The organism is Roseibium sp. HPY-6, assembly GCF_040530035.1.
In the GTDB taxonomy this organism is placed as follows: domain Bacteria; phylum Pseudomonadota; class Alphaproteobacteria; order Rhizobiales; family Stappiaceae; genus Roseibium.
Genome location: NZ_JBEWCD010000001.1, coordinates 1,197,791 through 1,224,325 on the forward strand (window position 1 = coordinate 1,197,791; position 26,535 = coordinate 1,224,325).

Genomic DNA, 26,535 nt, shown 5'->3' on the forward strand with positions numbered 1-26,535 from the left:
GCCTCCCTCAGTCGAACAGTTTGTCGCCTTCGTAGACGGGACGTCCGTCACGAAAGTCGCGCAGATCGCGCATGAGAGACTGGGCAAGGCGGAAGAGGACCAGGGCGAAGCCGAATGGCACGGCAGACAGGAACCAGACTTGCGAAATTCTGAGACCGTGCGTAACGGATCCGAACTTTGCCGAGACAAGCACTGTCTCCAGCGACCAATAGAAAGCGATGACCGCGACGAAGGCCATGACGAGGTCGCCGAAGATGTAGAGCACCGCTTTCAGCCGTGGCCCGACATACTGCATGATGACATCGATGCGAATGTGCCCGCGTTCCTTGACGGCCGCGGCGGCACCGATCCAGGCCAGATAAATGAAGGAGTAGCGGACGATTTCCTCGCCCCAGATGGAGGAATACGCAAAGACCTCGCGCCGGACCACTTCAACAAACATAGTCAGGACAAGCATGACGTAGAAGACCAGGAGAAGCCAGCGTTCGCCGTTACGGTCCAGAGCTTTGATGACATTCGACATGGGCACTCCTCTACCGTTCCCATCAGTTCATTTTCTGATGCGGCGGTCGCGCGTATGGATGCAAGGAAGGTGTCCGGCCGGCACCTGAAAGCGCCGGCCGGACGAAGTGATATTAAGCGTCGTGGACGTAGTAGCGGCCCATGGTATTGGCAGCTTCCTCGAGACGGCCGAAGGCTTCCATCGAACCGGCCAGCTCGACCTTGAACTGATCCCATTCCTCACGCTGGTATCCGCCGGCGTCTTTCCATTCCGCCAGCTGATCATCGGTCAGCGAGTGGAACTCCACACCTGACTTCACCAGTTCGGACATGGCATAGGCACGGGCGGCTGGAACCTTGGCAAGGTTCTGCTGTGCAGAGATCTCTCCTGCAAACTCAATGCCTTCCTGGACATCTGCCGGCAACGAATTGAACCACTCCAGGTTCATGGAATAGACCTGACTGTCCGGCACTGCTTGGGTGAAGGTAACGTGGCTCAGGATATCCTTGAAACCGAAGACGTTAAGCGCGCCAACCGACGGATCGAGCGCATCTGCAACGCCCTGCTTGATCGCTGACGGTGTCTCGCCCCAGGCAACGGGCGTCGGGTTCGCGCCGACCATGCGGTAGTATTGCTGCAGCATCGCGGAGCCGGGCACGCGGAATTTCACACCTGAGAGATCAGCCGGTGTGATCACCTTGTTCCCACCCTTGCGCACGGCAACGACACGCGGATCGATGACAACGTAAAACAGTGCCTTGAAGCCCGATGCCTCGATTTTCGGGTGCACTTCTTTCTTCCAGGCGTCGGCTGTCACAAGGTTGGTGAAGCGCTGATTGGAACCGCAGAAATACGGCAAGTTGATCAGGTCGACGGCGGATGCAAACGGAGCAAAATTCGACAGGGAATGCTGAGCGGCTTGGATTGTGCCGCCCTGAACGGCCTGCGCAAGTGCACCGCCCGCTCCAAGCTGGCCACCAGGAGCGAGCTTGACATAGACCTTGCCGTTCGTCGCGTTCTGGATGTTTTCCTTCAGGTCGAGCTGCATGATCGGATAGCTGCGCGTCGCGCCCAATGGGTAGGCGGTTGCGAGCGTCATGATATGGTCGGCGGCCTGCTCTCGCGCCCGCTCTTCCTGAGCGGTCTGCGCGACCGCCTTGTCTGACCAAAGCACACCTGCCGCCCCTGCAACGACCGCGGCCGTAAAGCCGCCAGCGCTGGCAAGCTTCAAGAAATTGCGGCGCTCATGCGAAGCGAGATCTTCTGTTTTCTTCATATTTTCCTCCCAAAATCCCAAAAGGTGCAGTTAGTCGCCGGTTCGTTTTTTTGCTTCTCTCTTCAGGACTGATGCGGTGAACGCTATGGAAACGGCGAACAGCAAAACCATCTCGCCGACGTTGCCCAGCAACGGCGTTCCACCCATTGAACCGATCGAAACATTGATCACAAAAGCGGCAAACAGAACGGCCGCAAGAGCCAAAAGCATGATCACCTCCCAACGATCAGTTATCCCGGCCAGTAAAAATGTAAGCGCTTACATTTTTCTTTGCAAGCAGAAAAACTAGTCCCCGGAATGGAAAACCGCTTAAATGCCTTCCTAGCTCTTGACTCGAACCGCGGAACGTCACCCGACTGGACTGATGGAAGAATTCACAAGTTCAACAATAGGCGACGTTCCGACGCTTGCCGATGTGGCAGCGGCGGCGGGGGTGTCGACTGCAACGGTTTCAAGGTGCCTCAACACACCTGACAGGGTCACCAAGAAGACGCTGACTATCGTGATGGAGACCGTCGACCGCCTGGGTTATTCACCTAATTACAGTGCACGTGCACTTGCTGCCGGACGAACGAATACAATCGGGGCGATCATTCCGACAATGGAAAACGCCATTTTCGCACGCGGCATCCAGGCCTTTCAGGAAGAACTTCAGGAGAACGGCTGCACTCTGCTGGTTGCCAGCTCCTCTTACCGGCAGGATCTGGAAGAAGAGCAGATCAAGACGCTGACCGTGCGCGGTGCGGATGCATTGCTATTGATTGGCTATCAGCGAGACCCCAAGATTTATGAGTATCTCGAAAAACGCAAAATTCCGGCGGTCCTGACTTGGGCTTCCGACCCGGCTGCGAAACATCTCTCAGTCGGCTTCAACAACAGGCACGCCATGCGGGCGCTCGCCGAACTCGTTCTCAAAAACGGGCACACAAAAATCGGCTGTATCACCGCCGACACGATAGCAAATGACCGCGCCCGTGATCGTGTTCATGGCATTCGCGATGCGATGGAAGAAGCCGGGCTGAACCCCTCCGATCTGATCGTTCAGGAAACAAATTATTCAATCAACAAGGGCGACGTTGCTTTTCGCAGCCTAATGTCCCGCGACGACCGACCGACTGCTGTCATGTGCGGCAATGACGTTCTTGCGGTCGGGGCTGTAAGGGCCGCATCGGCACTGAACATGAGCATCCCTGACGACGTGTCCATTACGGGCTTCGACGATATTGAGCTGGCGAGCGTTGCAAACGTGCCTCTGACCACGGTTCATGTTCCGCACAGGCGAATGGGTCAGTTTGCGGCTCAGGCGCTCATGCGCGCAATCAATGGCGAATCGCCAAAGAGCGTGGAGTTGCCGACAACGATCTGCCGCAGAAACACGCTTGGCCCGGCCCCGAAAGCAACTTTGGTCAAACGCGTCTGATCAAAGACAGCTGTCACGTGCAAGACCGTTTGGCCCGCTGGCGACAGCTTCCCAGAATGTACCGCTAACGCTTGTCTTCGATCTGATTGGGTCCGGTGTATGTCCATCGGTAGGATGGCGGCGTCGGCCCCTTGTTGCGTCCGCCCTGTTGCATCTGTTCCCAGGCATGCGCGATCACTCCGACGGACCTTGAAAGGCAAAAAAGCCCCCGCGCCAATGGACCGGCAAACCCGAGTTCGGCGTAAATAACAGCTGTTGCACCGTCGATATTCATCGGGACGGGCTTGCCCTTGCGGGTATTGAGGACGTGTTGGACAGCGCGGCCGATCCTTGCAAACCGTCCGCTCACCGTCCCTGCCCGGGCCGCCTCATCGACAAGTCCCAAGAGCCGAGGTGCGCGCGGGTCTTCCGGTTTGTGAAATCGGTGGCCGAAACCCGGCACAAATGCAGTTCGGGTCTGCTGCCAACGGTCGATCATCTGTGCAGCGGCTTCTTCTGCGTCGACCCCAGCGCTGACGGCCTCGTCGATCCAGCCATAAAGTTCGACAGCCTGTTCCCCCGCGCCGCCGTGCACATCGTCCAGCATGTTGACGGCAGACGCCATAGCGCCGTTGAGACCGAGCCCGCAGGTCACAGCCATGCGCGCCGCTGCAATGGAAGGGGCCTGGGGGCCATGATCAACTGCCGCCACCAGAGCACATTCCAATAGTTTCGCCTGTTCCTGTGAAGGCAGCGCGCCGCGCGTCATCAGCCAGATCATCTGAGGAAAGGAAACAGACCCGATCAGATCCTCAATGGGCTGACCGCGAAACCGGATCTGACCAGGTGCCATGTCGATAATCTCGGTCGACCACCAATCGGATACATCATTGTTTTCGCCACTCATAAGGCACCGCCGTTCCGCAATTCCTTCAGCTCTTCCTCGCTAACGCCCAGGTCAGTCCAGATCTCGTCATTGTGCTCGCCAAGAAGGGGTGGCGGACTGTCGACACTCGGCGCGTTCCCGTCCAGTTTGATCCCGGTCGTTGTGACGGAAATGTCCCGTCCGACACCAGGCACGTCTTCGTAGGTTCTCAGAAATCCACGATCGGCGACCTGCGGCATGTCCAGCACTTCCGGCACCGTCAGCACGGCACCGGAAGGCACGCCGAGGCGATTGAGTTCCTTGGCCCAATCCCGAGCCGGACGGGTCTTCAACACAGTTTCGAGCTCCGCTTTAAGCGCCAGACGATTGCGTTTCCGGTCTTCGCGCGTTGCGTATTCCGGACGCTCGCGCAAGCCGCTCAGGCCCAGATGATCCGTCAGCAAGACCCACTGCTCATCCTTGTTGGCCGCGATATTGAGCAGGCCCCCGCCCGCTTCAAAGGCACCAGAAGGAGCCGAAGTAACGTTTTCGTTGCCGTTGGCGGCCGGTTCAACACCGGCATTGAGGTAGTTCGACACCACCCACCCCATCGTGGCAAGAACCGATTCCAGCATGGAGACATCGATGAAGCTGCCTCTGGGCGAGGCATTGAGCGCGGATGCGACCGCGAACGCCGCCGTTATGCCTCCAACGGTATCGGCCACCGGATAGCCAACCCTCAGGGGTGCACTGTCGCTGTCGCCGGTGATCGACATGACCCCCGACGCACCCTGGATAATCTGGTCATAGGCGGGCCTGTGTACCCAGGGGCCATCCTGACCGAAGCCTGAGATCGCGCAATAGATCAACTCCGGCCGCTCTTTCCTGAGCGCATCATAGCCAACACCAAGCCGGTCCATGACGCCGGGCCGGAAGTTCTCGACCAGCACATCGGCGGTTTTCACGAGCTTGAAAAAAAGCGCTTTGCCCTTGGGATGCTTGAGATTGACCGTGACGGATTTCTTGCCGGCATTTTGCGCAAGAAAAGAAACGCCCATGCCTTTCTCGTTGAGCTCCGCGTCAGCGCCGAGCTTGCGGGCAAGGTCGCCGCGGCCTGCCGCCTCGACCTTGATCACCTCCGCACCAAGATGCGCGAGGTGATGACAGCAAAAGGGACCGGCAAGAACATTTGTCAGGTCAAGGACCCGGATACCTGCAAGCGGTTTTGACACGACGCCCGCCCCTTTTGCTTTCTTTCTCAATCGCCGTCGGCGACACCTTCAGCACGAAGCCGTGCGCGGCGGGCCCGATAGCCCGGCAAAACGACCAGAACAACCGCCAGGATCAGCAATCCAAGCGTCATCGGACGCTCCCAGACGAAGCCGACGCCGTCATAGAGCTGCATGGCCCGGGAGAAGTTGTTCTCAAGCAGCGGCCCGAGAATGAAGCCGATGAGAAGCGGTGCGAGCGGATAATCCGCAAACCGGAACAGTGTCGCGCAAATTCCGAAGCCCACTAGGATCAGAAGCTCCGTCGCATTGTTCTGCCCGATATAGGCGCCCATCAGCGTGAAGAACAAGATGAACGGAATCAGATAGTTACGCGGAACAGCCAGAACCTTTGCGATATAGGGGATCAGCGGCAGGTTCAGGATCAGCAGCACCAGGTTTCCAAGATACATGGATATGATCACCGCCCAGAAAATCTGCGGTTCATCGACCATGAGGCGCGGTCCCGGGCTGACATTGAGCGCGATCAGCGCCCCGAGCAGAATGGCGGTGGTCCCCGATCCCGGAATGCCGAGCGTCAGAAGCGGCACGAACGAGCCCGTACAGGCCGCGTTGTTTGCGCTTTCCGGCGCTGCGATCCCTTTAACGGAACCTTTGCCGAATTCATCCTGCTCTTCCTTCGTAGCGATGTTGCGCTCAACCGCGTAGCCCAAGAACGATGCGATTGTCGCCCCGGCGCCGGGAAGGACTCCGATGAAGAAGCCCTGGAGCGACTGACGGCCGATCACGGGCGTTATGCTCTTCGCTTCCTCCTTGGAAATCCGCAGGTTCTTGATCTTGCCACCGTCGCTTCCGTCTCCGGTCTTGGAACGGTTGGGATCCAGAACAAGGAAAATCGCTTCTGGAAGTGCAAACATGGCCATGGCGAGCGTGATGAATCCAAAGCCCGATTGAATATCCATGATCCCCATCGTGAAGCGCGGTGCGTTGAAGAGCACGCCCTCCCCGACGGTTGCCATCATCAGCCCCAGGAATGTCATCAGCAGCGCCTTGCCGACCTGCCCTGTTCCGGCAAAGGCGGCGATCGCGGAAAGTCCGACGACCATCAGGGCAAAATACTCCGAGGAGTGGAACAAGAGGGCGACCGATGCCAGCGCAGGCGCGAACACCATCAGCAGAATGGCGCCGATTGTCCCCCCGGCAAAGGACGAGATCGCAGCGACTGTCAGAGCCTTGCCGGCCTGGCCTTTGCGCGCCAGCGGGTAACCGTCGAACGAGGTGGCCACTGTTGAAGCGACACCCGGCGCGTTGATCAGGATGGATGACGTCGAGCCGCCGAAAACGGCGCCGTAATAGACACCCGCAAGCAGGATAAGCGCGGCCGACGGATCGCCAATTGTGATCGCAACCGGGATCATGATCGCAATGATCGACATCGGGCCAAGACCAGGCAGCATGCCGATAAAGGTACCGATCAGGCAGCCGCCGATCACCATCATGATGTTGGTAAATGTGAAGGCCGTTGCGAGGCCGGTCAAAAGTCCTTCAAGCATCTCAGCCCCCCGTCAAGAACAATGGGAACGGACTTAGGAAGATCCCAAGCACCACATCCACCAGATACCAGACCGTGCCTGCAGCAATCGCCGCGACAATGATCATTATGCCGTAGCGGCGCTCGCCGAGAATATAGCTACCGACGGTCAGGAACAGAAAGGTCGAAGCAAGGAAACCGAGCGGCCGCAGCAGCAGCGCGTAAGCAACCATCAGCCCGAGAAGCAGTATTGCCTGGCCAACTTTGTATTCGCGCAGGCGCGACAGGTTGATGTCCGTCGCGTCCTTTTTCTCGGGAGACTTTTCAAGACCGAGCAAGATGCTCAGGGACAGCAAAATACCCCCGATCACCAGAACCTTCGGAAAGCTCGATGGCCAGATCGGACTGCGTTTCATGATCGGCGGCAAAAGCGCGTCCATGGTGAAATAGGCTGCATAGCCATAGGCCAGACAGATCAGCAGGATGACTAGGGCCAGCCAGCGGTCGAGCGCCATCGTTCCCCCCCAAGAATTTTATGATTGGTCGATGCGTCCGGGCAAATCCCGGACGCATCAGTACGCTTACAGTCGATGCAGAAGTGCGGCTTAAAGGAAGCCGAGCTGCTTCATCAGATCACCGATAGTCTGCTCCTGCTCTTCCAGGAAAGAGCGGAAATCATCGCCCGGATTGTGAATGTTCACCCAGCCGTTGCGTGCACGGACTTCTTCCCACTCGGAAGTGTCGTACATCTGTGCGATCGCAGCCTGATAGGCAGCAAGCTTGTCTGCCGGAAGGCCTGGTGCGGCAAAGAAACCACGCCAGTTGACGAAAGTCGTGTCGTTGCCTTGCTCAACCATTGTCGGAGCATCTGCATAAGCGTCGACGCGCTCCGGAGCAGTCACACCGATGATGCGGACTTCGCCGGCCTTGGCCAGTTCAACAGCTTCGGAGAAGCCGGTGGAAACCGCCTGGACTTCCCCGGATAGAAGGCCGGCCATTGTCTTGCCGCCGCCGTCATAAGGCACGTATTTCATGGCAACCGGATCGGCACCTGCCGCCTGGAAAACCATGGCAGCGACAAGGTGATCCATGCCACCGGGCACTGAGCCGCCGCCGATCGCCGTACCGGCCGGATCAGCGTTAAAGGCATCGATCAGACCCTTGAGGTCCTTGATGTCGCCGTTTGCCGGAACCACGAGCGCAGCATAGTCACCGATCGTGCCGGCAACGAGGGTCAGGTCACGGAAATTCTGCGGAAACACGCCGGTCAGCGAACGGATGACGATCGGGGTCGAGTTGACCATGAGCGTGCCGTGATTGCTGTCCGCGTTTTCGATCAGGTAACCGATGGCCTTGCCGCCACCGCCACCGGACATGTTCTCGTAAGACGCAGAGCCAACGAGGCCGGATTTGGTCAGGGCTTCGCCTGTTCCGCGGGCTGTTCCGTCCCAGCCGCCGCCTGCGCCGCCCGGAATCAGAAAGTGGATGCTATCAACAACTTCATCTGCAAAGGATGGTGTTGCGAATGAAAGAGAAGCGGCAGCCGCCGCCAATACGACCCGGCGGGTCATCTTCATAAGTGTCATATTGTCCTCCCTGACACGCCGGGGCTTCACGAGCCCCTTGCAAACGACAAAAGTATTGGGAAAGCTGACAGGAACCTGTCACGACACCAAAAACATTGGCAAACGGCTTTAAAACATGCGCTTCCTGCTGATCGAGGACAATGAAAAACTGGCAAAGGCCATTGTTGATCGGCTTGGGCTGGACGGACACGTGGTCGATCACGCACCCGACCTGGAGACAGCGGGCGACTGTCTGGCAAGCACGGGCTACGAACTCATACTGCTCGATATCATGCTGCCGGACGGCGACGGGCGTACGTTTCTGGAGCGTCACAGGACCGGTGACAACGATACGCCGGTGATTGTTTTGACCGCGCGCTCAGAAGTTTCCGACCGGGTGCGTATGCTCGATCTCGGCGCCGACGATTACATCACCAAACCGTTCGATTTTTCGGAACTTGAAGCCCGGTGCCGGGCCGTTCTGCGGCGCCGGCAGGGTGCGGCCCGCAACCAGAAGACTTTTGAGGACGTTGTCTTCGATCCGCTTGCCGGGACGGTCGCGGTCGCCGGAAACGTGTCTGATCTCAGAAACAGGGAACTGCGGCTTCTGGAAGTCTTCTTTTCGGCACCCGACATGATCTTTTCCAAATCTCATCTGGTCGACCGGCTTTTTTCCTATGACGAGGATGTCTCGGAGAATGCGATCGAAGTCTATGTTGGCCGGGTGCGGAAGAAACTGCAGGGCGGGCGCGTCAAGATCGAGACGGTGCGCGGTGTCGGCTATCGGATGACCGCCCTATGACGGCTGTCCGTGCACGTGGGTCACTGCGAAGACGGCTTTTGCTCCAGCTTCTTCTGGTGGCAGCAATTCTGTCAGTTGCGCTCTACTTCACCGTGCGGGCGTTGGCTCAGCAGGCGGCGGAAACAACCCAGGACAACATTTTGATCGCTTCCGCGACGGCCATTTCCGAAGCAGCCCGCGCCGAGCGCGGTCAGATCCTTGTTGATGTCCCCTACTCGGCCCTTTCAATGCTTGGCTCGATCGCGGAAGAGCGCGTCTTTTACCGCGTAACTGCGGACGCGTTGACGGTCACCGGCTACGATGACTTGCCAGCGCCTGACGCCGCAACGGAAACTGGAAACCCGGTATTCACGACTGCGATCTACAGGGACGACGAAGTGCGCATCGCGGCACTGCCAAGGCGGCTGACGGTCGGCGATGAGACGGTAATCCTGACTGTGCTGGTTGCCCAGACACGCCTGGGACTGGCCGCTGTGTCACTTCAGATCTCCATTGCGGCCGCCGCGGCCGGTGTCGGCTTCTTCCTGTTGTCTGGCGCACTGAGCTGGTTCGCCACAAACAACGCCATGCGCCCGCTCAATCGGCTCGCAAAATCCGTGGAAAGACGGGGCCCTCAGGATCTCAGTCCTGTCGAGACCTCAGCCCCTACGGAGCTCGTTCCGCTTTTGCAGTCGCTCAACACATTCATGGGGCGCCTCAGTGCTTCGCTCGCAAGAACGGAAGATTTCATCGCCGAAGCTGCGCATCATGTGCGTACTCCGCTGGCGACGGTCAGAACCCAGTCGGAAATCGCCATGCGCAGTGTGCGCAAGCCGGAAAACAAGCAGATCCTGCGTGAAGTGATCCGCGCCGCTGATGAAAGTTCCCGTTCTGCAGGACAATTGCTTGATCACGCGATGGTGGCTTTGCGCTCGGACAACCTGGAAAAAGAGCGGCTCAACATGAAGGACCTTGCGCAGGACGTAATCCGGTCCATCAGCCCGACCGCAGATATGAAGGACATCAGGATAAGCTGTTCGGGTTCGGACACCACAAGCGCCGTCGAGGGAGATCCGATCCTGCTGCAGAATGCGCTGCGCAATCTTTTGGACAATGCCGTCAAATATTCTCCGGAAGACAGCCGGATCAAAGTGGAAATTTCGGAAGCCGCATCCACCGTGCGAGTGGACGTGCTTGACGAAGGCAGAGGGCTTGGAGACGGTGATCGCAGTCACTTGACCGAGCGTTTTGGGCGCGGCGACAACGTTCGCGATGTGATCGGGTCGGGCCTGGGTCTGACTATCGTGGACGAGGTTGTGCGTGCCCATGGCGGGTCGCTGGCCCTTACAGACAATCAGGAGAGTAGAGGCACATGCGCGTCCATTACACTGCCCTCGGCCTGATTTTTTGGGTCCTTTTGCTCCTCACTCCGGCCAGCGGTTTCGAAGCGGAAGAAGAGCGCCTGTTCGAGGTGGACAGCCGTGCGGCAACGCTGAATATCATATCGACGGCGGACCTCAATATTTTTGCCCCGCTTGTGGAAGCGTTCCAGAAGCAGAACCCCGGCGTTGAAGTTCGCTACATCACCGCGTCCAGCAGCGAGCTCATGAAAGCACTTTATGACGAGGACGCAGAATTCGACATCGCGATTTCCTCAGCGATGGATCTGCAGACAAAGCTCGTCAACGATGGCTTTGCACGCCGCCATGTCTCGACGGAAACCGGCACGCTGCCCGATTGGGCAAAGTGGCGCGACCGCCTGTTTGCCTTCACACAGGAACCGGCGGTTCTGGTCTATTCAAAAGCGGCCTTTGAAGGCCTTCCCCAACCGACCAATCGCGACGAACTCATCGCACTCTTGCGCGAAAATCCAGATCGCTTTGCCGGACGCGTCGGGACATATGACATTCGCGAAAGCGGCGCCGGGTATCTTTTTGCAACGCAGGACTCCCGACAATCGGAATCTCTTTGGCGCATGGCCGAAGTCATGGGCAGGCTCGACGCACAACTTTACTGCTGCTCCAGCCAAATGATCCGCGACGTGACAAACGGCAGGCTTGCTCTTGCTTACAATGTGCTCGGAAGTTACGCGGCAGCGCATCTTGAGGGCAATCCGGATCTGAACATCCTGCAGTTCAGTGACTTCACCACCGTTATGCTGCGCACCGTTCTGATCCCGAACACGGCCCGGGACCCGGATCTTGCCGGACAGTTTGTCGATTTCCTGGTTTCTGCGGAAAACCGCGCGCTGATAGAAGACCTCACCGGGCTTCCTTCGATCGATCCGGGCGTCCTGCAAAAAGAAGCCGCCTTCCGTCCGATCCGTTTGGGTCCGGGACTGCTGGTCTACCTTGATCAGCTCAAGCGGCGCACGTTTATCCGCGCCTGGCTCAACGCGATGGTGCAGCCCTGAACTTAGAGCGAAAGCGGTCCATCGGTGACAAGAACACCGTCTTCATCGCAATAGATGAACATCCCGGGTTCAAATAAGACACTGCCGAATGCGAGTGGGACATCGATAGCCCCCGTCCCGGCTTTTGCCGATCTGACCGGGCTGGTGCCGAGCGCCTTGACGCCAATGTCGAGCCCGGCAAGGAGCCGGCTGTCCCTGACAGCACCATTGACCACTATCCCGGCCCAGCCGTTGGCAATCAGCCGTTCGGCCATACGGTCCCCGAGCAGAGCAGTCCTTAAAGACCCACCGCCGTCCAGGACAATGACGGAGCCATTGCCTTGCTCGGAAAAGAGCGTTTCCTGAACGAGCTTTGTGTCTTCAACCATCACCGCCGTCCGGATTGTTCCGGAAAACGCGCGTCTGGCGCCGTAGTCGCGAAACGGAAGCTGCACCAGGCGGACGCTGCCCGGATGAGCATCGTTCAGGTCACAGGTCGAAAAAGCTGCTGCATCATCACTCAAAACGCATCCTCCAGGAATTCCTCCGGATAGAGCACTGCCCCTTCCATAATCCGCCGCTGCGTGCGGAAGGTGCCGGCCGTCACTGCTTCAGGACCGTCTGCGCCCTGTTCCACGTTTGCCGTCACCTTGAGGACGCCGGACGGTGTTCCGATACGAAGGTCACGCCCGTCGATCTGCGCCATTTGCTGAACCAGTGAACCGGAAACCTGCGCTGCAACCGCAGTGCACATTCCGCCGGTGAGCGTGATGGCGCGATGAAAATTCCCCATGGAGACGAGGCGCACATTGAGATCATGTGTTTCCGCTTGATGCGTTTCCCCATCCAGCGACGTGAATGCATGAGGAGACCCGAGAATTGCAACCTTGGGATTGGAACGTTTTACTGCATCCGGCGAGGCTGCCATGCCCATCGCGACGGCACCGGCAGAGCGTACCGCCTCAATCTGCCTCATCAACGCGTTATCCGCATCCAGATCACCGGGCAATTCGGTAGCCGTTTTACCGAAATCCGAAGCGCGGACATAAACCACGGGATTGGCTGCGTCGATCAGAGAAGCCGGAATCGTCCCGACTCCTTCAACCGTCAATTCGTCCACTGCGTGGCCGGTCGGCAGCAGCTTTCCGGTCGCCGCACCACCTGGTGTGAGAAATTCCAGAACGACAGGTGCGCCCGTCCCCGAAACGCCTGGAATCGAGACGTTCCCGGTCTCGACCGCCCGTCCGTTTTTGATCGGAAAGCGCGCGTGGTAGATCCGGTCCGTGTTCGTGTCATATATCCGCACCAGGGCTTCATTCTGTTCGGGGTGCAAATCGATCATCCCCTCGTCGACCGCAAAGGGGCCGACGCAACTCGCCATGTTTCCGCATGCCGATCCATAATCGGCCAAAGGCTCATCGACCGCGATCTGGACGAATGTGTAGTCGACATCGGCATCCGATCTTTGTGACGGCTTTACGATTACGACTTTCGAAAGCGATGAAAGACCACCTCCCATCCCGTTCAATTGTCGGCCATAGGCGTCCGGGCTGCCCAGAACATGAAGGAAGATCCGGTCGCGAGCGTCCCGCCCCGCCGGCAGATCAGCACCGTTAAACACCACGGCCTTGGATGTTCCGCCCCGGTAAAAGGCTGCACGCAACCGGTTTTGCATCAGGCGGCTCCTGCAAGAAATTTCCGGAACGCGCGCGGCAACAAGCCCCCGGCAGCAAATGTCGCGCGTTCTCCATCGTTATAGAGGCGAAGATCCAGCGGCGTCATGTCGTAGCTGCCATCCTTGCGATGCACAGTCAGCATTGCGCCTGTGAGGTCCTCGTCAAGATCGATGTCGAATGTCTCGCTGCCGTCGAGACGCAGCGTTTTACGCGTGATCCCTTTGGGAAAACACAAAGGCGCTATTCCCATATTCACGAGATTGGAGCGATGGATGCGTTCAAAGCTTTCGGCGATAACAGCACGAACCCCGGCAAGCCACGGCGCCTTTGCGGCCGTATCTCTGGAGGAGCCACAGCCATATTCCTTGCCGCCGATCACAACGAGTTTTTGGTCCCTGTCGAGATAGGTCTCGATCGCCTTGTAGACGGTAGTGACCTCGCCTTCCGGCTCAATCCGTGTCCAGGAGCCTTCCCGGTCAGGTGTCATTTCATTGCGCAGCCGATAATTGGCGTAGGTGGAGCGCACGACAATGTCCGAACACCCGCGCCGCGTTCCGAACGAGTTGAAATCCCGGGGGTCAACGCCGAGCTTTTGAAGATACTGACCGGCTTCTGATTCTGGTGTGATGATACCGGACGGCGAAATATGATCCGTCGTGACGCTGTCTCCCAGAATGACCAGCGGCCGGAGGCCCTTGAGCGGCACGACCTTTGCCGCCTCCTTGCGAATTGTGCGCACGAAGGGCGGGAACGATACGTAACTGGACGGCACCCATTCATACATTCCAGCTCCGGCCTGCAGGTTGTTCCAATGCGTGTTCACATCGTTGATCGCCGCATAGTTTTTGCTGAATTCATCCGGCGTCACGAAGGTCTTGACGATCTCCGTTACTTCCTCGGCGCTTGGCCAGAGATCCGTCAGCATCACCGGGCGGCCCTTCTGATCAGTCCCGAGCGGCTCGCTCGTTATGTCGTTCAGGATTGTTCCCATCAGCGCATAGGCGACCACCAGTGGCGGTGATGCAATCATGTTGCGTGAGGCAAGTGGATGGATACGGCCGGCAAAATTTCGATTGCCCGATAGAACCGCGATGCCTTTGACATCGTTTTCCTTGATCGCGGCCTCGTGTGCCGGATCAAGCGGACCGGACATTCCGTTGCAGGTTGAACAGGAAAACGCCGCGACTTCAAATCCGAGCGCATCCAGGGAGGTTTGCAATCCGCTTCGTTCCAGGTAAGCGGCGACAACGCGCGAACCAGGTGCAAGAGACGTTTTGACATGGGCTGGCACTTGCAGGCCCCTTGCCACCGCATTGCGCGCCATCAGACCTGCGGTCACCATGTTGCGCGGATTTGCGGTGTTCGTGCAGCTCGTGATCGCGGCAATGATCACATCGCCATCGCCGATATCATGGGCAGCACCTTCAACCGCAACCCTGCGCCTGGTTTCCCCCTTGAGTTTCAGTTTCTCGGTTGCGTCCGACAGATCAATGCGCTGCTCGGGACGTGCAGGCCCGGAAACCGACCGGCCGATCTGGCTGAGATTGAGTTCGACGACCTCGTCATAGACAATGCCCTTGTCGATAGCATCCACCCATAGATCCTGGGATTTGCAGAACGCCTCGCTCCGGTCTGCCGCCTCATTCCGGCCCGTGTCCTTAAGATACCCGATCGTGCGTTCATCAACCGGGCAAAACACCATCGTTGATCCATATTCCGGCGCCATGTTCGCAATCGTTGCGCGATCGGCGACGCTCAGGTTGCGATAGCCGGATCCGAACAGCTCGACAAACGTGTCGACGACACCCAAGGCCCTCAGCCTTTCGGCGATGACGAGCGCGATATCGGTCGCCATGATCTCGTCGGACGGCGCACCGGTGATTTCCAGGCCGATGACACGCGGCACGTTGACGGGCGTCGTTTCACCGAACAGCACCGCTTCGGCCTCGAGTCCGCCCACACCCCAGCCCATGATGCCGAGGGCATTGATCATCGGGGTATGACTGTCGGTCCCAAGACACGAATCCGGAATGAGAAGCGTGGGATCTTCAAGGGACGGCAAGACCGTTTGCCCGAGATATTCCAGATTGACCTGATGGCAAATGCCCCCGCCCGGGGGAATCACGCGCAGCCGTGGGAACCGGGTCTCACAGGCTTTCAGGAACGCAAAGCGCTCGCGATTGACCTCAAATTCGCGGTCCATGTTCTTCTGCAGCGCAAACTTGTCCGCCCAGTGGTTGATCGACATGGAGTGGTCGATCACCAGATCCACCGGGAGGCTCATATCAACCGTCAGCGGATCGCCACCCTGTTCTTCCAAAAGATTGCGCATGGCCATGATGTCGATCAGCGCGGGTATGCCCAACATGTCGTGCAGGAGCAGCCTGGCCGGACGGAATGGAACAGCATCGCCGTTTCGCGCCAGGACGTCCTGAGCTGCCGCGCCATTTTCAGAATGACGGGCCGCGTTTTCAGCCAGCAGCCGAAGGGAATAAGGGAGACTGCGGTACCCGTCTCCCAGGATCGCGCGGTAATCCGCCGCGCGAAAGGATGTGTTTGCGATGGTTTGAGTGCGCACTTTGCCTCTCCTCAGTTAAGCAAAGGCTAGACAGTCTAGGTGCTTTTCAGCAAGTTACATTCAGCGCGTTTCATCAGACAGAACGATTATGGCAACCAACCGCACTGAATCCGTCGAACGGGCGATGTCGATCCTGAATGCATTTTCGACACAGAAGCCGACGATGTCGCTTGCAGAAATCGCCGAAGAGACCGGACTTCACAAGAGCACCATCCTGCGGCTCACCAATTCCATGGCAATTTACGGCTTCATCCAACGCGACGATGAAGGACGGTTCAGCGTTGGTCCGAGCGTCTGGCGGCTGGGATTGATTTTCCGGCGGGATTTCACGAGGCGCGAGCACGTCGCCCCATCCTTGAAGATACTTGCCGAAGCAACCGGCGAGACAGCCTCGTTCTATGTGCGCGCTGGCAACGAACGTGTTTGTCTTTACAGGGAAAACTCGCCCAACCTGCTTCGTTTTCATGTTGAAGAAGGCATGCGCCTTCGTCTGTCGACAGGAGCTTCCGGCCTGGTGTTACGGCACTTTTCTGGAGAACAAATTGATGACCTCAGCCAGTTCAACAAAAACGGGACAGTGAGTGCGGTTGGCGAGACCAATCCCAATATCTCCTCGATTTCGACACCTGTTTTCGATCAGAACGGCGACCTCGCGGGGGCCCTCACCGTGTCCGGCCTGGCAACGCGTTTCGATGAAGAGGCGCGTACCGGTGCAATCCCGTTGTTGGAAAGTCTTGCCAAGAGCCTGACGGCGCAAGGCTGAATTGACGTTTCGCCTGACAGAACGCTCTTGCGTGATACTTGCCAAAGAGAAGTGTGCGCTTTAGCCAAGGAGGCAAATCCGGGCAACGGGAGTGCGCAGCCATGATGAACCATGAGATCAATAAAGCGTTTCGCGAGCGCCTGAAAAGAGGAGGCGCTGTTCTGATGCCGGGCGCGGCGAATGCATTGGCCGCCAGGGTGATCGACGGCCTTGGATTTGAGGCCGTCTACATCTCGGGTGCCGGCCTCACCAACACCTATCTTGGCATGCCGGATCTCGGATTTGTCTCGCTGCCCGAAATAGCGCAACACACATCGACGATCCGGAACACAACCGAACTGCCCATATTGGTCGACGCGGATACAGGCTTCGGCAACGCACTGAACGTGCATCACACGGTCCGCACGCTCGAACGGGCTGGCGCAAGCGCCATTCAGTTGGAAGACCAGGTCAATCCGAAACGATGCGGCCACTTTTCCGGAAAAGACGTTGTTGACCTCGATGAGGCGCGCAGCCGGATCAGGGCCGCTGCAGACGCTCGTCTCGATCCGAATTTCCTGATCGTGGCTAGAACCGATGCCTGTGCCACCCATGGATTTGATGCCGCAATCGAAAGAGCCGAAGCTTTCATCGAAGATGGCGCAGACATCACCTTCATCGAAGCGCCAAAGAGCCTCGAGGACATTCGCGATATTCCAAAAAGGCTCTCCGGCACCCCGCAACTGATCAATCTGGTTGTCGGCGGCAAAACTCCGATCCTCGACTTTTCCGAGCTGGACCAGATGGGCTTCGGCCTGGTGCTTTACGCCAATGTGGCGCTGCAAGGCGCGCTCAAGGGAATGCATGATGCCTTGGCGGCTCTGAAGTCGGATGGCCGCATGGACGAAGGCGAACTTGTCGCGAGCTTTGAAGTTCGCCAAAACGCGGTTCACAAGGATTATTACGACGCTCTCGAGAAGCGATACACCGCGGACTAGCAACGTTTCTGCTGTCAGACCGGGCGCTGGGCTCCACGCGCGGCAACCGCACTCGAACCACGTGAATTGGGAGGTCAGTCGAGGACGATCTGCTCCAGGCGGGCCGCTGCATCCTGCAGTTTCGGCAGCTTGGCAATCAGACTGTCAATGTCATGGCGCTGCTTGGGGGCGTGGATGGAAAGCGTCGTCATCAGCCGTCCCCGGTCATCGCAGATGGCGACTGCGACGGCCGTCATCCCGTCCATGAATTCCTCGTTGTCGACCGAAAAACCGCGCGTCCTCGTTTCTGCAAGCTCCTGCTTGATTTCAGCCGGTTTGATGAGGGTCTGGTCGGTCCTGCGCTCCAGTTCGACCGATGAGAGCAGCCTGTCGAGCATGGTGTTCGGCAATGTAGACAGGTACATCTTGCCGCTGGCGGTGCTGTGGAACGGCACTTGGGTTCCGATTGGAAGCTGAATGCGCAGCGGCCAATGGGTTTCGACGCGATCAAGATAGACCATGCCATCACGGCTGGGCGCTGCAAGATTACAGGTTTCGCCGACATCCGACGCAAGGTCCCGCATGACCCGGAGCCTTTCCGTTCGGATCCGCTGCGAAGACAAGGTATTGGTCGACAGCTTGCGCATACGGCGCCCGGGACCAAAGGACCTTCCGTCGAGGCTACGCTGCAGGAAGCCTTCGCTCTCGGCGGTGTGCAGCAAACGGTGAACGGTCGGCTTCGGCAGTCCAAGCATGTCGCAAAGGGCGGAGGGAGCCACTGGCACCCCCGCCCTTGCAACTTCTTCCAGAATGACCAGCAAACGCAGGTTGGTCGGAATTTTTCCCGCTTCTTCTGTTTCGTGGTCTTCTGACATCTTTGGCTATCATCTGTTCGGCAGTAACATCAACGCCAGTTCAGGTGTGAGCGAAACGACGATCCACACACTGATTAACGCGAATAGGTATGGAACCGTATAGCGAAGTAGCCTGAAATAGGGAACTCCCGTAACACCTGACGCCACATAAAGATTGAGCCCGTATGGCGGCGTGATGAAGCCGATCGATGCTCCGACGAGGAAAATCACCGAAAAGTGGATCGGATCGACACCGACAGATGCGGCAATAGGCGCAAGGATCGGAGCCAGGATGATCGTTACCGGAAGACTTTCCAGAACCATGCCCGAGACGAAAACGATCACCATGGATGTGAACAGAACCGCATGGTATCCGCCCATCGACGTCACGAAGTCGCCAATCGTTTGCTGTGCACCCAGCAATGACAGGATCTGCTGCATAACCACCGAGATGGCGATGAGCGGCGCAAGAATGCCGGTGATCTGAGCTGAACGGATGACGATGGACGGAACTTCTGTGACCGTGAAGCCCTGCACGACGAACATCTCGGCAAAGCTCTTTTCAGTTACCGGCCGATCGCCATGTTTTCCCATGATCTTGTTCAACGGGTAGCTGACGAAGCCTGCGATCATGCAGAAGCCGACAGTGACACCGGCAGCCTCGGTCGGTGAGAACTTGCCGGTGTAGATGCCCCAAAGCACAAGACCGATTGCAAAGAACCCGAGCCAGGCACCGAATGCCGTTTTCAGGACCCGATTGAGATTGAGCGGAATGAGATAGCCCCATCCATTCATGCGGCAGATGATCCAGCAGGCGACCTGCATGCCGATCACCATAAGGGATCCCGGTATGATGCCGGCCACGAACAGGTCGGAGATCGGCAGGTTCATGAGGAAGCCGTAAACGATGAAGATGATCGACGGCGGAATGATAATCCCGACCGTTCCGCCCGCCGCTGCCGTTGCAGCCGAGAAGCGTTCATCGTAACCGCCCTTGACCATCTCAGGATGCAGCATGGAGCCGATGGTGGCAGTCGTTGCCGAGTTGGATCCGGAAATCGCAGCGAAGAGGCCGCAGGCACCGAGCGATGCCATTGCAAGGCCGCCTCGCAACCACCCCAGAACCGCATAGGCAAAGTCTGATAATCGTCGGGCGATACCGGACCGGTTGATCAAGTCACCCGTCAGAATGAAGAGCGGCATGGCCAAAAGCGCAAATCCCTTGTTGAACACGTTCAACAGTTCCGCGCCGAGATTGTCGAGCGTCAGTCCGAGCACGAAGGAGCAGCCAATCACCCAGTAGGCGATCACGAGAAGGACCGGCACTCCAATCATGAAAAGGACCGTGACGCTAATGGAAATCAGGGTAACCCAGGTTGCATCGGTCATCAGGTGTCCTCCCCGATAACGGCCGGCTTGATCAGCGGCTGATTGGTGCGCCAGTTGCGAATGTCGTCTCCGAGGTTTTCAAAGACACGGGCTGTCAACATCACGAACGACAGAGGGGCGGTGATCAGGAACCACCACTGCATGACGTCGTCGGTTCCCAGAACGATCTGAAAGTTGGACGCCGACAATGCCGTCAGTCGTGTCGTGGTCACCATGACGATCACGGCGAATGTGAACCAGAGGAACGCATCGAGGAACAGGCACGCCATTTGCGCCCATCTTGGCATTACCATTCTGAATTCGGAAAAACTGAGATGCGTTCTGAGGCGAACGTTAAAGGCAGCGCCGAACCACGTCATGATCATGAACAGCAGCGGCGGTATCGTTGTGGACCAGGGTTGCTGGTTCGCAAACACGAAACGGTCGATAACGCCCCAGAAGATAATGAACGCGATGGCCAGATAGCTCCAGACCATGATGGTTCGTTCAAGATGCCGGTCGAGCAATGGAACCAGCCGATAAAGAAGGAGAACAAGAAGCCCGCCTGCAGCAGTAACGAAGGCTCCGAGGACCCAGGCCGCCTCAGACTTCAAGGCATTCCGGATTTCCCAACTGTCCTGTGATGCAAAAGCGCTCAGAATCGCACCAAGATCCGACCAGACTGCCATATGGCCCTCCCTTTTCCGCCGGTTTTCCCGATCTGAATACAACTAGGGCTGGCGCGACCTCCGCGCGCCAGCCCAATAAGCTTACAGTGCGATCAACCTTTCCACCAACGGCGTGGCTCGACATTCTCCGGCTTCATGTCCGCAGGAATCCGGCGAGCGATGTCGTAGATTTCCTGGTAGGTGTCGATGCCACCGGCCCAGCCATTGAGGCGGTCACGCCATTCCTGCCACAGCTGCGGCTGGAACTCCGGCGAGCACATTTCCTCGGCCATCTTGATTTCGCTTTCCGGCAGGAAGGCCGGGCGAACATTGTTTTCAACAAAGATCGTGCCCGGAAGCTGCGGCTCGGAGAAACCGACGGTCTTGACCAGGGCTGCTTCGTTGGCGGCCTGCACATGCGCCTGCGCCCAGTATGCGGATTCCATAACGGCATCCTGAAGAGCACCATCCAGGCTGTCGAAGACACTCGCAGACATGGAGGTGTGCTCCGTGCCGCAGAAGAACTTCAGGTCAACGGACTGGCTGACGACCGGGGACATGTTGGCATAGGCAACCGCGCTCGCCCAGGTTTCCGCACCATCGATCAGGCCTTGTTTCAGGCCGTCGAGTGTCTCTTCCCAGGCAACCGGGACCGGGTTGAGGTTCAGGGCCTTCATGGCAATCCGGCCGAGCTGGGTACCCGTGACGCGGTTTTTGGTGCCAAAGAGCTCTTCAAGCTTGGTAACCGTCGGACGGTCCTCCCAGCCGAGACCCAGCTGAATGCCGCGCAGTTCACAGTGACTGAAGAGGAACTTCAGGCCATGGCGTTTTTCAAGCGGGTCGCGCAGGATCCGCTGGGATTCCGGGCTGTAGAGGAAATAGTACTGGGACGCACGGCCCGGGAACATGAACGCGTAGTCGAGTACGTTCAGATAGGGTGCGCCACCTGCAGAATTCTGCGTCGATGCCGCGTATATATCGATGATTCCCTGCTGGGTCTTTTCAACACAGGAAAGCTGACCGCAGATCTGGTTGTCACCGATAAACTCGATCCGGATCTCACCGTCGGTACGTGCTTCAAGGTCACGCGCGAATTCCAGTGCACCCGCACGTTCGATCAGAAGGTTTCTAGCATTGAAACCGGATGCACCGAACTTGAGTGTGTGCTTGGCTTCTTTCGAAAAACGCCGGTCGTAGGTTGATTCTGCTGCCGAGGCCAGGTTGGCCAGGCTCATCGCACCACTGAACGTACCAGCCGCCAGAAGTGTCGAACTCATTCCGTAAGTCCCTGCAACGCGGAACAAATCGCGCCGAGAAATCCTACTCAGTTTATTCACAAGACTCATTGCTTCCTCCCTTTTCGCAATTTTTGAGACGTTTTGTTTCAAAAAATGCTAGTTTATTTTATGCTTTTTGCATAGGGTTTTTTCAAAGAAATAAAGCGGAGAACAAAAATGGAGGCAGATTTCGTTGTGATTGGAGCCGGTTCGGCAGGTTGCGTCATCGCCAATCGCCTGAGTGAAAACCCCTCCAACAAGGTCATCCTGTTAGAAGCCGGTGGGCGGGATCTGAACCCGTGGATCCATATTCCGGTCGGCTATTTTAAAACCATGCATAACCCTTCTGTCGACTGGTGTTACAAGACGGAACCCGATCCGGGTCTCAACGGACGGTCAATCGACTGGCCGCGCGGCAAGGTTCTCGGCGGATCATCCTCGCTGAACGGCCTGCTTTATGTCAGAGGCCAGAAGGAAGACTACGACCGTTGGCGCCAGATGGGAAATGAAGGTTGGGGTTGGGATGATGTTCTCCCGCTTTTCAAACGTTCAGAAGATCAGGAGCGCGGTGAAGACGAGTTTCACGGAACGGGTGGACCGCTCGCCGTATCGAACATGCGCATCCAGCGTCCGATTTGCGATGCGTGGGTCGCCGCTGCCCAGACAGCAGGTTATCCATTCAATCCGGATTACAATGGTGCGACGCAGGAAGGGGTCGGCTACTTTCAGCTCACCACAAGAAACGGTCGCAGATGCAGCTCTGCCGTTGCCTTTCTGAAGCCGGCGAGAAGCCGGGACAATCTCCAGATCATCACCCACGCGCTTGTGAGCCGGATAAATCTCGACGGCAAAAAAGTCACCGGTATAACCTATCGTGACCGGTCTGGCGCGGAACAAACGCTCACGGTCAGGCGGGAAGTGATTCTGTCCGGCGGCGCTATCAACTCACCACAGGTGCTGATGCTTTCAGGAATCGGAGACCCGGAACACCTGAAGGAAAACGGCATAGAGCCGGTACACGCCCTGTCGGGTGTCGGCCAGGGACTTCAGGATCACCTGCAGGCGCGGCTTGTCTATAAGTGCAATGAACCAACGCTGAACGATGAGGTTCGCAGCCTCTTCAATCAAGCGCGCATCGCATTGAAATACGCCCTCTTCAGGGCTGGGCCAATGACGATGGCGGCCAGTCTTGCAACAGGTTTTCTGAAAACGCGCCCCGAGCTGGAAACGCCCGACATCCAGTTTCATGTGCAGCCCTGGTCCGCCGATTCTCCCGGCGAAGGCGTGCACCCGTTCTCGGCTTTCACAATGTCAGTCTGCCAGTTACGGCCTGAAAGCCGCGGCGAGATCCGTCTCGCAGGACCTGATCCGAAGCAGTATCCGAAGATCATTCCGCGATACCTGTCGACGGAGACCGACTGCAAAACGGTTGTGGATGGGGTCAAGATCGCGCGGCAGATCGCGCGTCACGCACCGCTCACGTCAAAGATTGCCGAGGAATTCCGCCCGGCTGCCAGCCTGGATATGGATGACGATGCGGGAACGTTGGATTGGGCGCGGTCCAACAGCGTCTCGATCTATCATCCCACCGGAACCTGCAAGATGGGCGCGAGTGACAACTCGGTGGTCGATTCGCGTCTCAAGGTTCATGGCATCGAGGGACTGAGGGTGGCGGACTGTTCGATCATGCCCGAAATCGTTTCAGGCAATACGAACGCCCCCGCCATCATGATCGGCGAAAAGGCCTCTGACCTGATCCGTGCCAACGCGGCATAACGGCACAAGGGTACAGACCCATAAATGAAGTTGATTTGGTTTGAAACGTTTTGGCCAGATGAAAGGAGCGAAAGCGCAGGAAATGTGGTTCATTTTCAAGCCTTTCGTGACGCTGCAGGTGGCCAAAACGGCCAAATCCGAAGGACGGCAAAATGGCGTCACCTCGCAGCGTCAACGTGCTTGACCGGGCACAAAGCCCGCTCTTCGCACGTTTCCTCGCGAGAATTCGCCATTTCTGCCGCCAAATCAGCTTCATTTATGGGTCCGTACCCTTAACCGTTGCACCGCGCGTGCGTGTCTCGTGAATTTCGATCAGACTGGGCCCCGTCCTGGCGGCAAGAGTCGTCAGGGCGCCTGGAAGATCAGCGGTGTCGGACAGGATGGCGGACGGCAATCCATATGCCTCCGCAACCTTGCTGAAGTCAGGAGCGGAAGGCCTCACACCCTCCGGTTCGATACCACATTCGATCATGTATGTTCCGATCTCGCCGTAACCGTCATTGTTCCAAACGAGAAAAATCACATTTGCCCCGCAATCCCTTGCCGATCCGATTTCGGCGAGGGAAAACTGAAGACCACCATCCCCGACAAGGCAGACAACAGGTGTCTCCGGTTCTCCGAGGCTGGCTCCAATAGCGGCTGGGGGACCGTAACCAAGGGCACCAAAGCCTGTTGCTGCGTTGAACCAGCCCTTCGGCCTGCCCGCTTCGAAATAGAGGTTTCCCGAATAAACTGCCTGCGTGGAATCGCCAACGATAATGCACCCGGGCAAGGCGTCCCGGATCTGCTCCAGTAGACCGATTTCCAGCTTCATCTTGGGGCTTAGGCTGTCGAAAGCCGCCTCCCTGCAGGCAGCTGCCCGAGTTGCTCCAGCCCGGTTCGTCCGAAGGTTGTCGAGCCTCGGCAGGAGATCTTGAAGCAGCTGGTCCACACTTGAGAGGATTTTGAGAGACGCAGATGGCCCGCGCGCCAGCTGTTCGGCATCGATGTCGACCCGTACCAGGTTCTTGATTTCGGGAAATCCGCCATCCGAATACATATCGTAGTCAGTCGGTCCCATTTGCGTTCCAAGCGCCAGCACAAAGTCCGACTGAGCCAGCAGCTCCCTCACGGCTGCCAGGCTCGGGCTTGCCGGAATGGAAAGGGAGTGATTGGCAAACATGCCCCGGCCGTTGACTGTTGTAACCACTGGCGCATCCAGCAGATCAGAGAGAACCTTAATTTCTTCTGCCGAAGCGATTGCCCCACCACCGCACAAAAGCGCCGGACGGTTTGGCTGCAGGCATTTTTCAGCCAGTTGCTCAATGTCCTGCAAAGAAGCCCTCGGTTTGCTGACATGTGCGGCACTGAGCGGCGGTAAGGAAATTTTCTGCGCCATCACATCGGTTGGGATTTCGATGTGGACCGGTCCCGGACGGCGGGATTGCAATATCGCGAACGCGCGGTCCATGACAGCTGGAAGGTCAGAGGGTTCGTGCAGTGTGTGCGTCATCAGCGTCAAGGGTGCCATAATCGCGCGCTGATCCGGCAATTCGTGCAACCATCCCTTTCCATGACCCAGGCTGGCACGCGCGTTGACCCCGGAAATGACGAGCATCGGGACAGAATCCTGATAGGCCTGGGCCATGGCAGTGATCGCATTGGTGAGACCAGGCCCGGTGATCAGCAGCGCGACACCCGGCTTGCCCGTGGTACGCGCATAACCGTCGGCCATGAACCCTGCTCCCTGTTCATGACGCGGTGTTATGTGCCGGATCTTTGACGAGGCAAGCCCGCGATAGAGTTCGACGGTATGAACACCCGGAATTCCAAAGACCGTGTCGACCCCGTTGGCCTCCAGAACGTCGATTAGAGCCTCTCCAACCGTTTTCGTTACGACGCCCATTTCCGGTCTCCTGCATGTTTATCCAGACCATCTGAAAATGCCGCAATCCGGTCCACCGCATCCGCAAGCACGTCGTCCGCAACCGTCAGCGACAAACGGATGAACCCGTTTGCCTGTTCCCCGAAAGACGTTCCAGGCATCACCGCAACCTGTTTGTCCTCAAGCAACCGGATCGCGAAGGTTTCACCGTCCAGGCCGCTGGCACTGACGTCGATCAGCAGGAACATACCGGCTTCCGGCATCATGGGCCGCAAGGTGTTGTGTCCGGCGAGGTGATCGAGAATGAGATCTGCGCGACGCTTGTAGCTTTCCCGCATACGCGCAGCCGTATCAAATTCCTCCGACAAGGCTTTGGCAGTCATGTCCGCGATGAAGGGCTGCCCGCCGAACAACATGGTTTCGGAGACGGCGAGAAGACGGTTGCAGAACTCCTGCGGACCGATGGCCCAACCCGAGCGGAACCCGGGAGCCGCGTGGGATTTGGAGATCGAGGAAACGACAACCGTTCGTTCCGCAAGCTGAGGCAGGTCGAATGGCGAGGCGAAGTCGCGCTCGAAAATCAGCTGTTCATAAACTTCGTCGCAGACGATCCACAGGTCATGACGAACACAAACCTCTCCGATTGCCGCGATTTCGTCGCGAGTGAGTGTCGCACCCGTCGGATTGTGCGGCGTGTTCAAGAGAAGAACACGGCATTCCGGTGTGACCGCGGCTTCCAGGTCTTCGGCCCTGAGGTGAAATCCGTGCTCCGGACGCAATGGCACTGGCACCATGGATGCGCCTGTAGCGGCTATGACCCCTTCATAGGTGGCATAGAGAGGGTCGCACACAAGAACGGCGTCATCGTCTTCAACAAGGCCCAGCATGACGGCAAAGAGCGCTGTCTGCGTTCCTGGAAAACACAGAATATTCTCTTCGGTAATACCGGGTTGCCGAAAACGGTATTTTTCGGCAAGAGCGGCAAGGACACGCGGCTCGCCCCGACCGTTGGAGTAACGTGTGCGTCCGCCGCGCATGGCGCGATTGGCTTCTTCGAGCAACGCCTCGTCGGGTTGTATATCCGGTTCTCCGATGGTCAGCTCGATTACGGGGATCCCTTTCGACACCATCTCGCGCGCCTTCAGGTGAAGGGCCCATTTTCCCGACCCTAGGTGGGCCAAGCGGTTGGTTATCGACGCATATCGCATAGTCGTT

The 26,535-nt window shown here is 57.8% G+C and carries 24 protein-coding genes; 7 read left to right on the plus strand and 17 right to left on the minus strand.

Annotation, left to right across the window (positions count from 1 at the left end; translation table 11 throughout):
- Window positions 1-7: 7 nt before the first annotated feature.
- The 3 genes from ABVF61_RS05720 to ABVF61_RS05730 form a co-directional block, all read right to left on the minus strand.
- The gene (locus ABVF61_RS05720; protein ID WP_353992557.1) at window positions 8-523 is read right to left on the minus strand and encodes a TRAP transporter small permease; all 516 of its coding nucleotides are present in this window, start codon (window positions 521-523) and stop codon (window positions 8-10) included.
- A gap of 112 nt (window positions 524-635) precedes the next feature.
- On the minus strand, window positions 636-1,778 hold the full coding sequence (locus ABVF61_RS05725) for a TRAP transporter substrate-binding protein (protein WP_353992558.1): 1,143 nt from the start codon (window positions 1,776-1,778) through the stop codon (window positions 636-638).
- 30 nt (window positions 1,779-1,808) lie between these two features.
- Window positions 1,809-1,988 carry a hypothetical protein gene (locus ABVF61_RS05730; protein WP_353992559.1) on the minus strand — a complete coding sequence of 60 codons (180 nt, stop codon included), beginning with the start codon at window positions 1,986-1,988 and terminating at the stop codon, window positions 1,809-1,811.
- 154 nt (window positions 1,989-2,142) lie between these two features.
- On the opposite strand from ABVF61_RS05730, the gene ABVF61_RS05735 reads away from it, so the two are divergent.
- A complete protein-coding gene (locus ABVF61_RS05735; protein WP_353992560.1) occupies window positions 2,143-3,198 on the plus strand; it encodes a LacI family DNA-binding transcriptional regulator in 1,056 nt (351 codons plus the stop codon).
- 64 nt (window positions 3,199-3,262) lie between these two features.
- On the opposite strand, the gene ABVF61_RS05740 is transcribed toward ABVF61_RS05735, so the two are convergent.
- The 5 genes from ABVF61_RS05740 to ABVF61_RS05760 form a co-directional block, all read right to left on the minus strand.
- Window positions 3,263-4,084: a citryl-CoA lyase gene (locus tag ABVF61_RS05740; protein ID WP_353992561.1), complete on the minus strand. Its 822-nt coding sequence runs from the start codon at window positions 4,082-4,084 to the stop codon at window positions 3,263-3,265.
- Complete coding sequence (locus ABVF61_RS05745) at window positions 4,081-5,274, minus strand: CaiB/BaiF CoA transferase family protein (RefSeq protein ID WP_353992562.1); 1,194 nt, start codon at window positions 5,272-5,274, stop codon at window positions 4,081-4,083. Before ABVF61_RS05745 ends, ABVF61_RS05740 begins: the two co-directional genes overlap by 4 nt.
- A gap of 26 nt (window positions 5,275-5,300) precedes the next feature.
- Window positions 5,301-6,824: a tripartite tricarboxylate transporter permease gene (locus ABVF61_RS05750; protein ID WP_353992563.1), complete on the minus strand. Its 1,524-nt coding sequence runs from the start codon at window positions 6,822-6,824 to the stop codon at window positions 5,301-5,303.
- A 1-nt stretch (window position 6,825) separates the two neighbouring features.
- On the minus strand, window positions 6,826-7,317 hold the full coding sequence (locus ABVF61_RS05755) for a tripartite tricarboxylate transporter TctB family protein (protein WP_353992564.1): 492 nt from the start codon (window positions 7,315-7,317) through the stop codon (window positions 6,826-6,828).
- Between the two features lie 90 nt (window positions 7,318-7,407).
- Window positions 7,408-8,388, minus strand: a complete 981-nt coding sequence (locus ABVF61_RS05760) for a tripartite tricarboxylate transporter substrate binding protein (RefSeq protein ID WP_353992565.1) — start codon at window positions 8,386-8,388, stop codon at window positions 7,408-7,410.
- Between the two features lie 115 nt (window positions 8,389-8,503).
- Here ABVF61_RS05760 and ABVF61_RS05765 point away from each other — a divergent pair, with 115 nt between their 5' ends.
- The 3 genes from ABVF61_RS05765 to ABVF61_RS05775 are packed head-to-tail and all read left to right on the plus strand — an operon-like array spanning window position 8,504 to window position 11,561.
- Entirely contained in the window at window positions 8,504-9,169 is a 666-nt protein-coding gene (locus ABVF61_RS05765) for a response regulator transcription factor (RefSeq protein WP_353992566.1), read from the plus strand.
- Complete coding sequence (locus ABVF61_RS05770) at window positions 9,166-10,551, plus strand: sensor histidine kinase (protein WP_353992567.1); 1,386 nt, start codon at window positions 9,166-9,168, stop codon at window positions 10,549-10,551. Before ABVF61_RS05765 ends, ABVF61_RS05770 begins: the two co-directional genes overlap by 4 nt.
- Window positions 10,521-11,561, plus strand: coding sequence for an ABC transporter substrate-binding protein (locus tag ABVF61_RS05775; protein WP_353992568.1), 1,041 nt, complete (start codon window positions 10,521-10,523; stop codon window positions 11,559-11,561). The genes ABVF61_RS05770 and ABVF61_RS05775 overlap by 31 nt, the downstream gene beginning before the upstream one ends.
- 2 nt (window positions 11,562-11,563) lie before the next feature.
- Here the strand turns inward: ABVF61_RS05775 and rraA are convergent, their stop codons facing one another.
- From rraA to acnA, 3 genes are read right to left on the minus strand one after another with little or no spacing between them, the layout of a single operon-like run.
- Window positions 11,564-12,064 (minus strand): ribonuclease E activity regulator RraA, encoded by a 501-nt coding sequence (gene rraA, locus ABVF61_RS05780; RefSeq protein WP_353992569.1) that lies wholly within the window; start codon window positions 12,062-12,064, stop codon window positions 11,564-11,566.
- The gene (locus ABVF61_RS05785) at window positions 12,061-13,215 is read right to left on the minus strand and encodes a 2-methylaconitate cis-trans isomerase PrpF family protein (RefSeq protein WP_353992570.1); all 1,155 of its coding nucleotides are present in this window, start codon (window positions 13,213-13,215) and stop codon (window positions 12,061-12,063) included. Before ABVF61_RS05785 ends, rraA begins: the two co-directional genes overlap by 4 nt.
- Window positions 13,215-15,794, minus strand: a complete 2,580-nt coding sequence (acnA, locus tag ABVF61_RS05790; protein ID WP_353992571.1) for an aconitate hydratase AcnA — start codon at window positions 15,792-15,794, stop codon at window positions 13,215-13,217. The genes ABVF61_RS05785 and acnA overlap by 1 nt, the downstream gene beginning before the upstream one ends.
- 88 nt (window positions 15,795-15,882) lie before the next feature.
- Here acnA and ABVF61_RS05795 point away from each other — a divergent pair, with 88 nt between their 5' ends.
- Window positions 15,883-16,557 (plus strand): IclR family transcriptional regulator, encoded by a 675-nt coding sequence (locus tag ABVF61_RS05795; RefSeq protein WP_353992572.1) that lies wholly within the window; start codon window positions 15,883-15,885, stop codon window positions 16,555-16,557.
- Window positions 16,558-16,658: 101 nt separating this feature from the next.
- A complete protein-coding gene (locus tag ABVF61_RS05800; RefSeq protein ID WP_353992573.1) occupies window positions 16,659-17,534 on the plus strand; it encodes an isocitrate lyase/PEP mutase family protein in 876 nt (291 codons plus the stop codon).
- Window positions 17,535-17,608: 74 nt separating this feature from the next.
- On the opposite strand, the gene ABVF61_RS05805 is transcribed toward ABVF61_RS05800, so the two are convergent.
- The 4 genes from ABVF61_RS05805 to ABVF61_RS05820 all read right to left on the minus strand — a co-directional run bounded on the left by ABVF61_RS05805 (window position 17,609) and on the right by ABVF61_RS05820 (window position 21,680).
- Complete coding sequence (locus ABVF61_RS05805) at window positions 17,609-18,388, minus strand: IclR family transcriptional regulator (protein ID WP_353992574.1); 780 nt, start codon at window positions 18,386-18,388, stop codon at window positions 17,609-17,611.
- A gap of 9 nt (window positions 18,389-18,397) precedes the next feature.
- Window positions 18,398-19,756, minus strand: coding sequence for a TRAP transporter large permease (locus ABVF61_RS05810; protein ID WP_353992575.1), 1,359 nt, complete (start codon window positions 19,754-19,756; stop codon window positions 18,398-18,400).
- Window positions 19,756-20,424, minus strand: a complete 669-nt coding sequence (locus ABVF61_RS05815; RefSeq protein ID WP_353992576.1) for a TRAP transporter small permease — start codon at window positions 20,422-20,424, stop codon at window positions 19,756-19,758. The genes ABVF61_RS05810 and ABVF61_RS05815 overlap by 1 nt, the downstream gene beginning before the upstream one ends.
- Window positions 20,425-20,516: 92 nt before the next feature.
- Window positions 20,517-21,680 carry a TRAP transporter substrate-binding protein gene (locus ABVF61_RS05820; RefSeq protein ID WP_353992577.1) on the minus strand — a complete coding sequence of 388 codons (1,164 nt, stop codon included), beginning with the start codon at window positions 21,678-21,680 and terminating at the stop codon, window positions 20,517-20,519.
- Window positions 21,681-21,857: 177 nt separating this feature from the next.
- Between ABVF61_RS05820 and ABVF61_RS05825 the strand changes: the two genes are divergently transcribed.
- Complete coding sequence (locus ABVF61_RS05825) at window positions 21,858-23,456, plus strand: GMC family oxidoreductase (RefSeq protein WP_353992578.1); 1,599 nt, start codon at window positions 21,858-21,860, stop codon at window positions 23,454-23,456.
- Between the two features lie 256 nt (window positions 23,457-23,712).
- Here ABVF61_RS05825 and ABVF61_RS05830 read toward each other — a convergent pair whose 3' ends face one another.
- Both ABVF61_RS05830 and ABVF61_RS05835 read right to left on the minus strand, forming a co-directional pair.
- Window positions 23,713-25,341 (minus strand): 5-guanidino-2-oxopentanoate decarboxylase, encoded by a 1,629-nt coding sequence (locus ABVF61_RS05830; protein ID WP_353992579.1) that lies wholly within the window; start codon window positions 25,339-25,341, stop codon window positions 23,713-23,715.
- Entirely contained in the window at window positions 25,329-26,528 is a 1,200-nt protein-coding gene (locus ABVF61_RS05835; protein WP_353992580.1) for a pyridoxal phosphate-dependent aminotransferase, read from the minus strand. The genes ABVF61_RS05830 and ABVF61_RS05835 overlap by 13 nt, the downstream gene beginning before the upstream one ends.
- Between the last annotated feature and the right edge of the window lie 7 nt (window positions 26,529-26,535).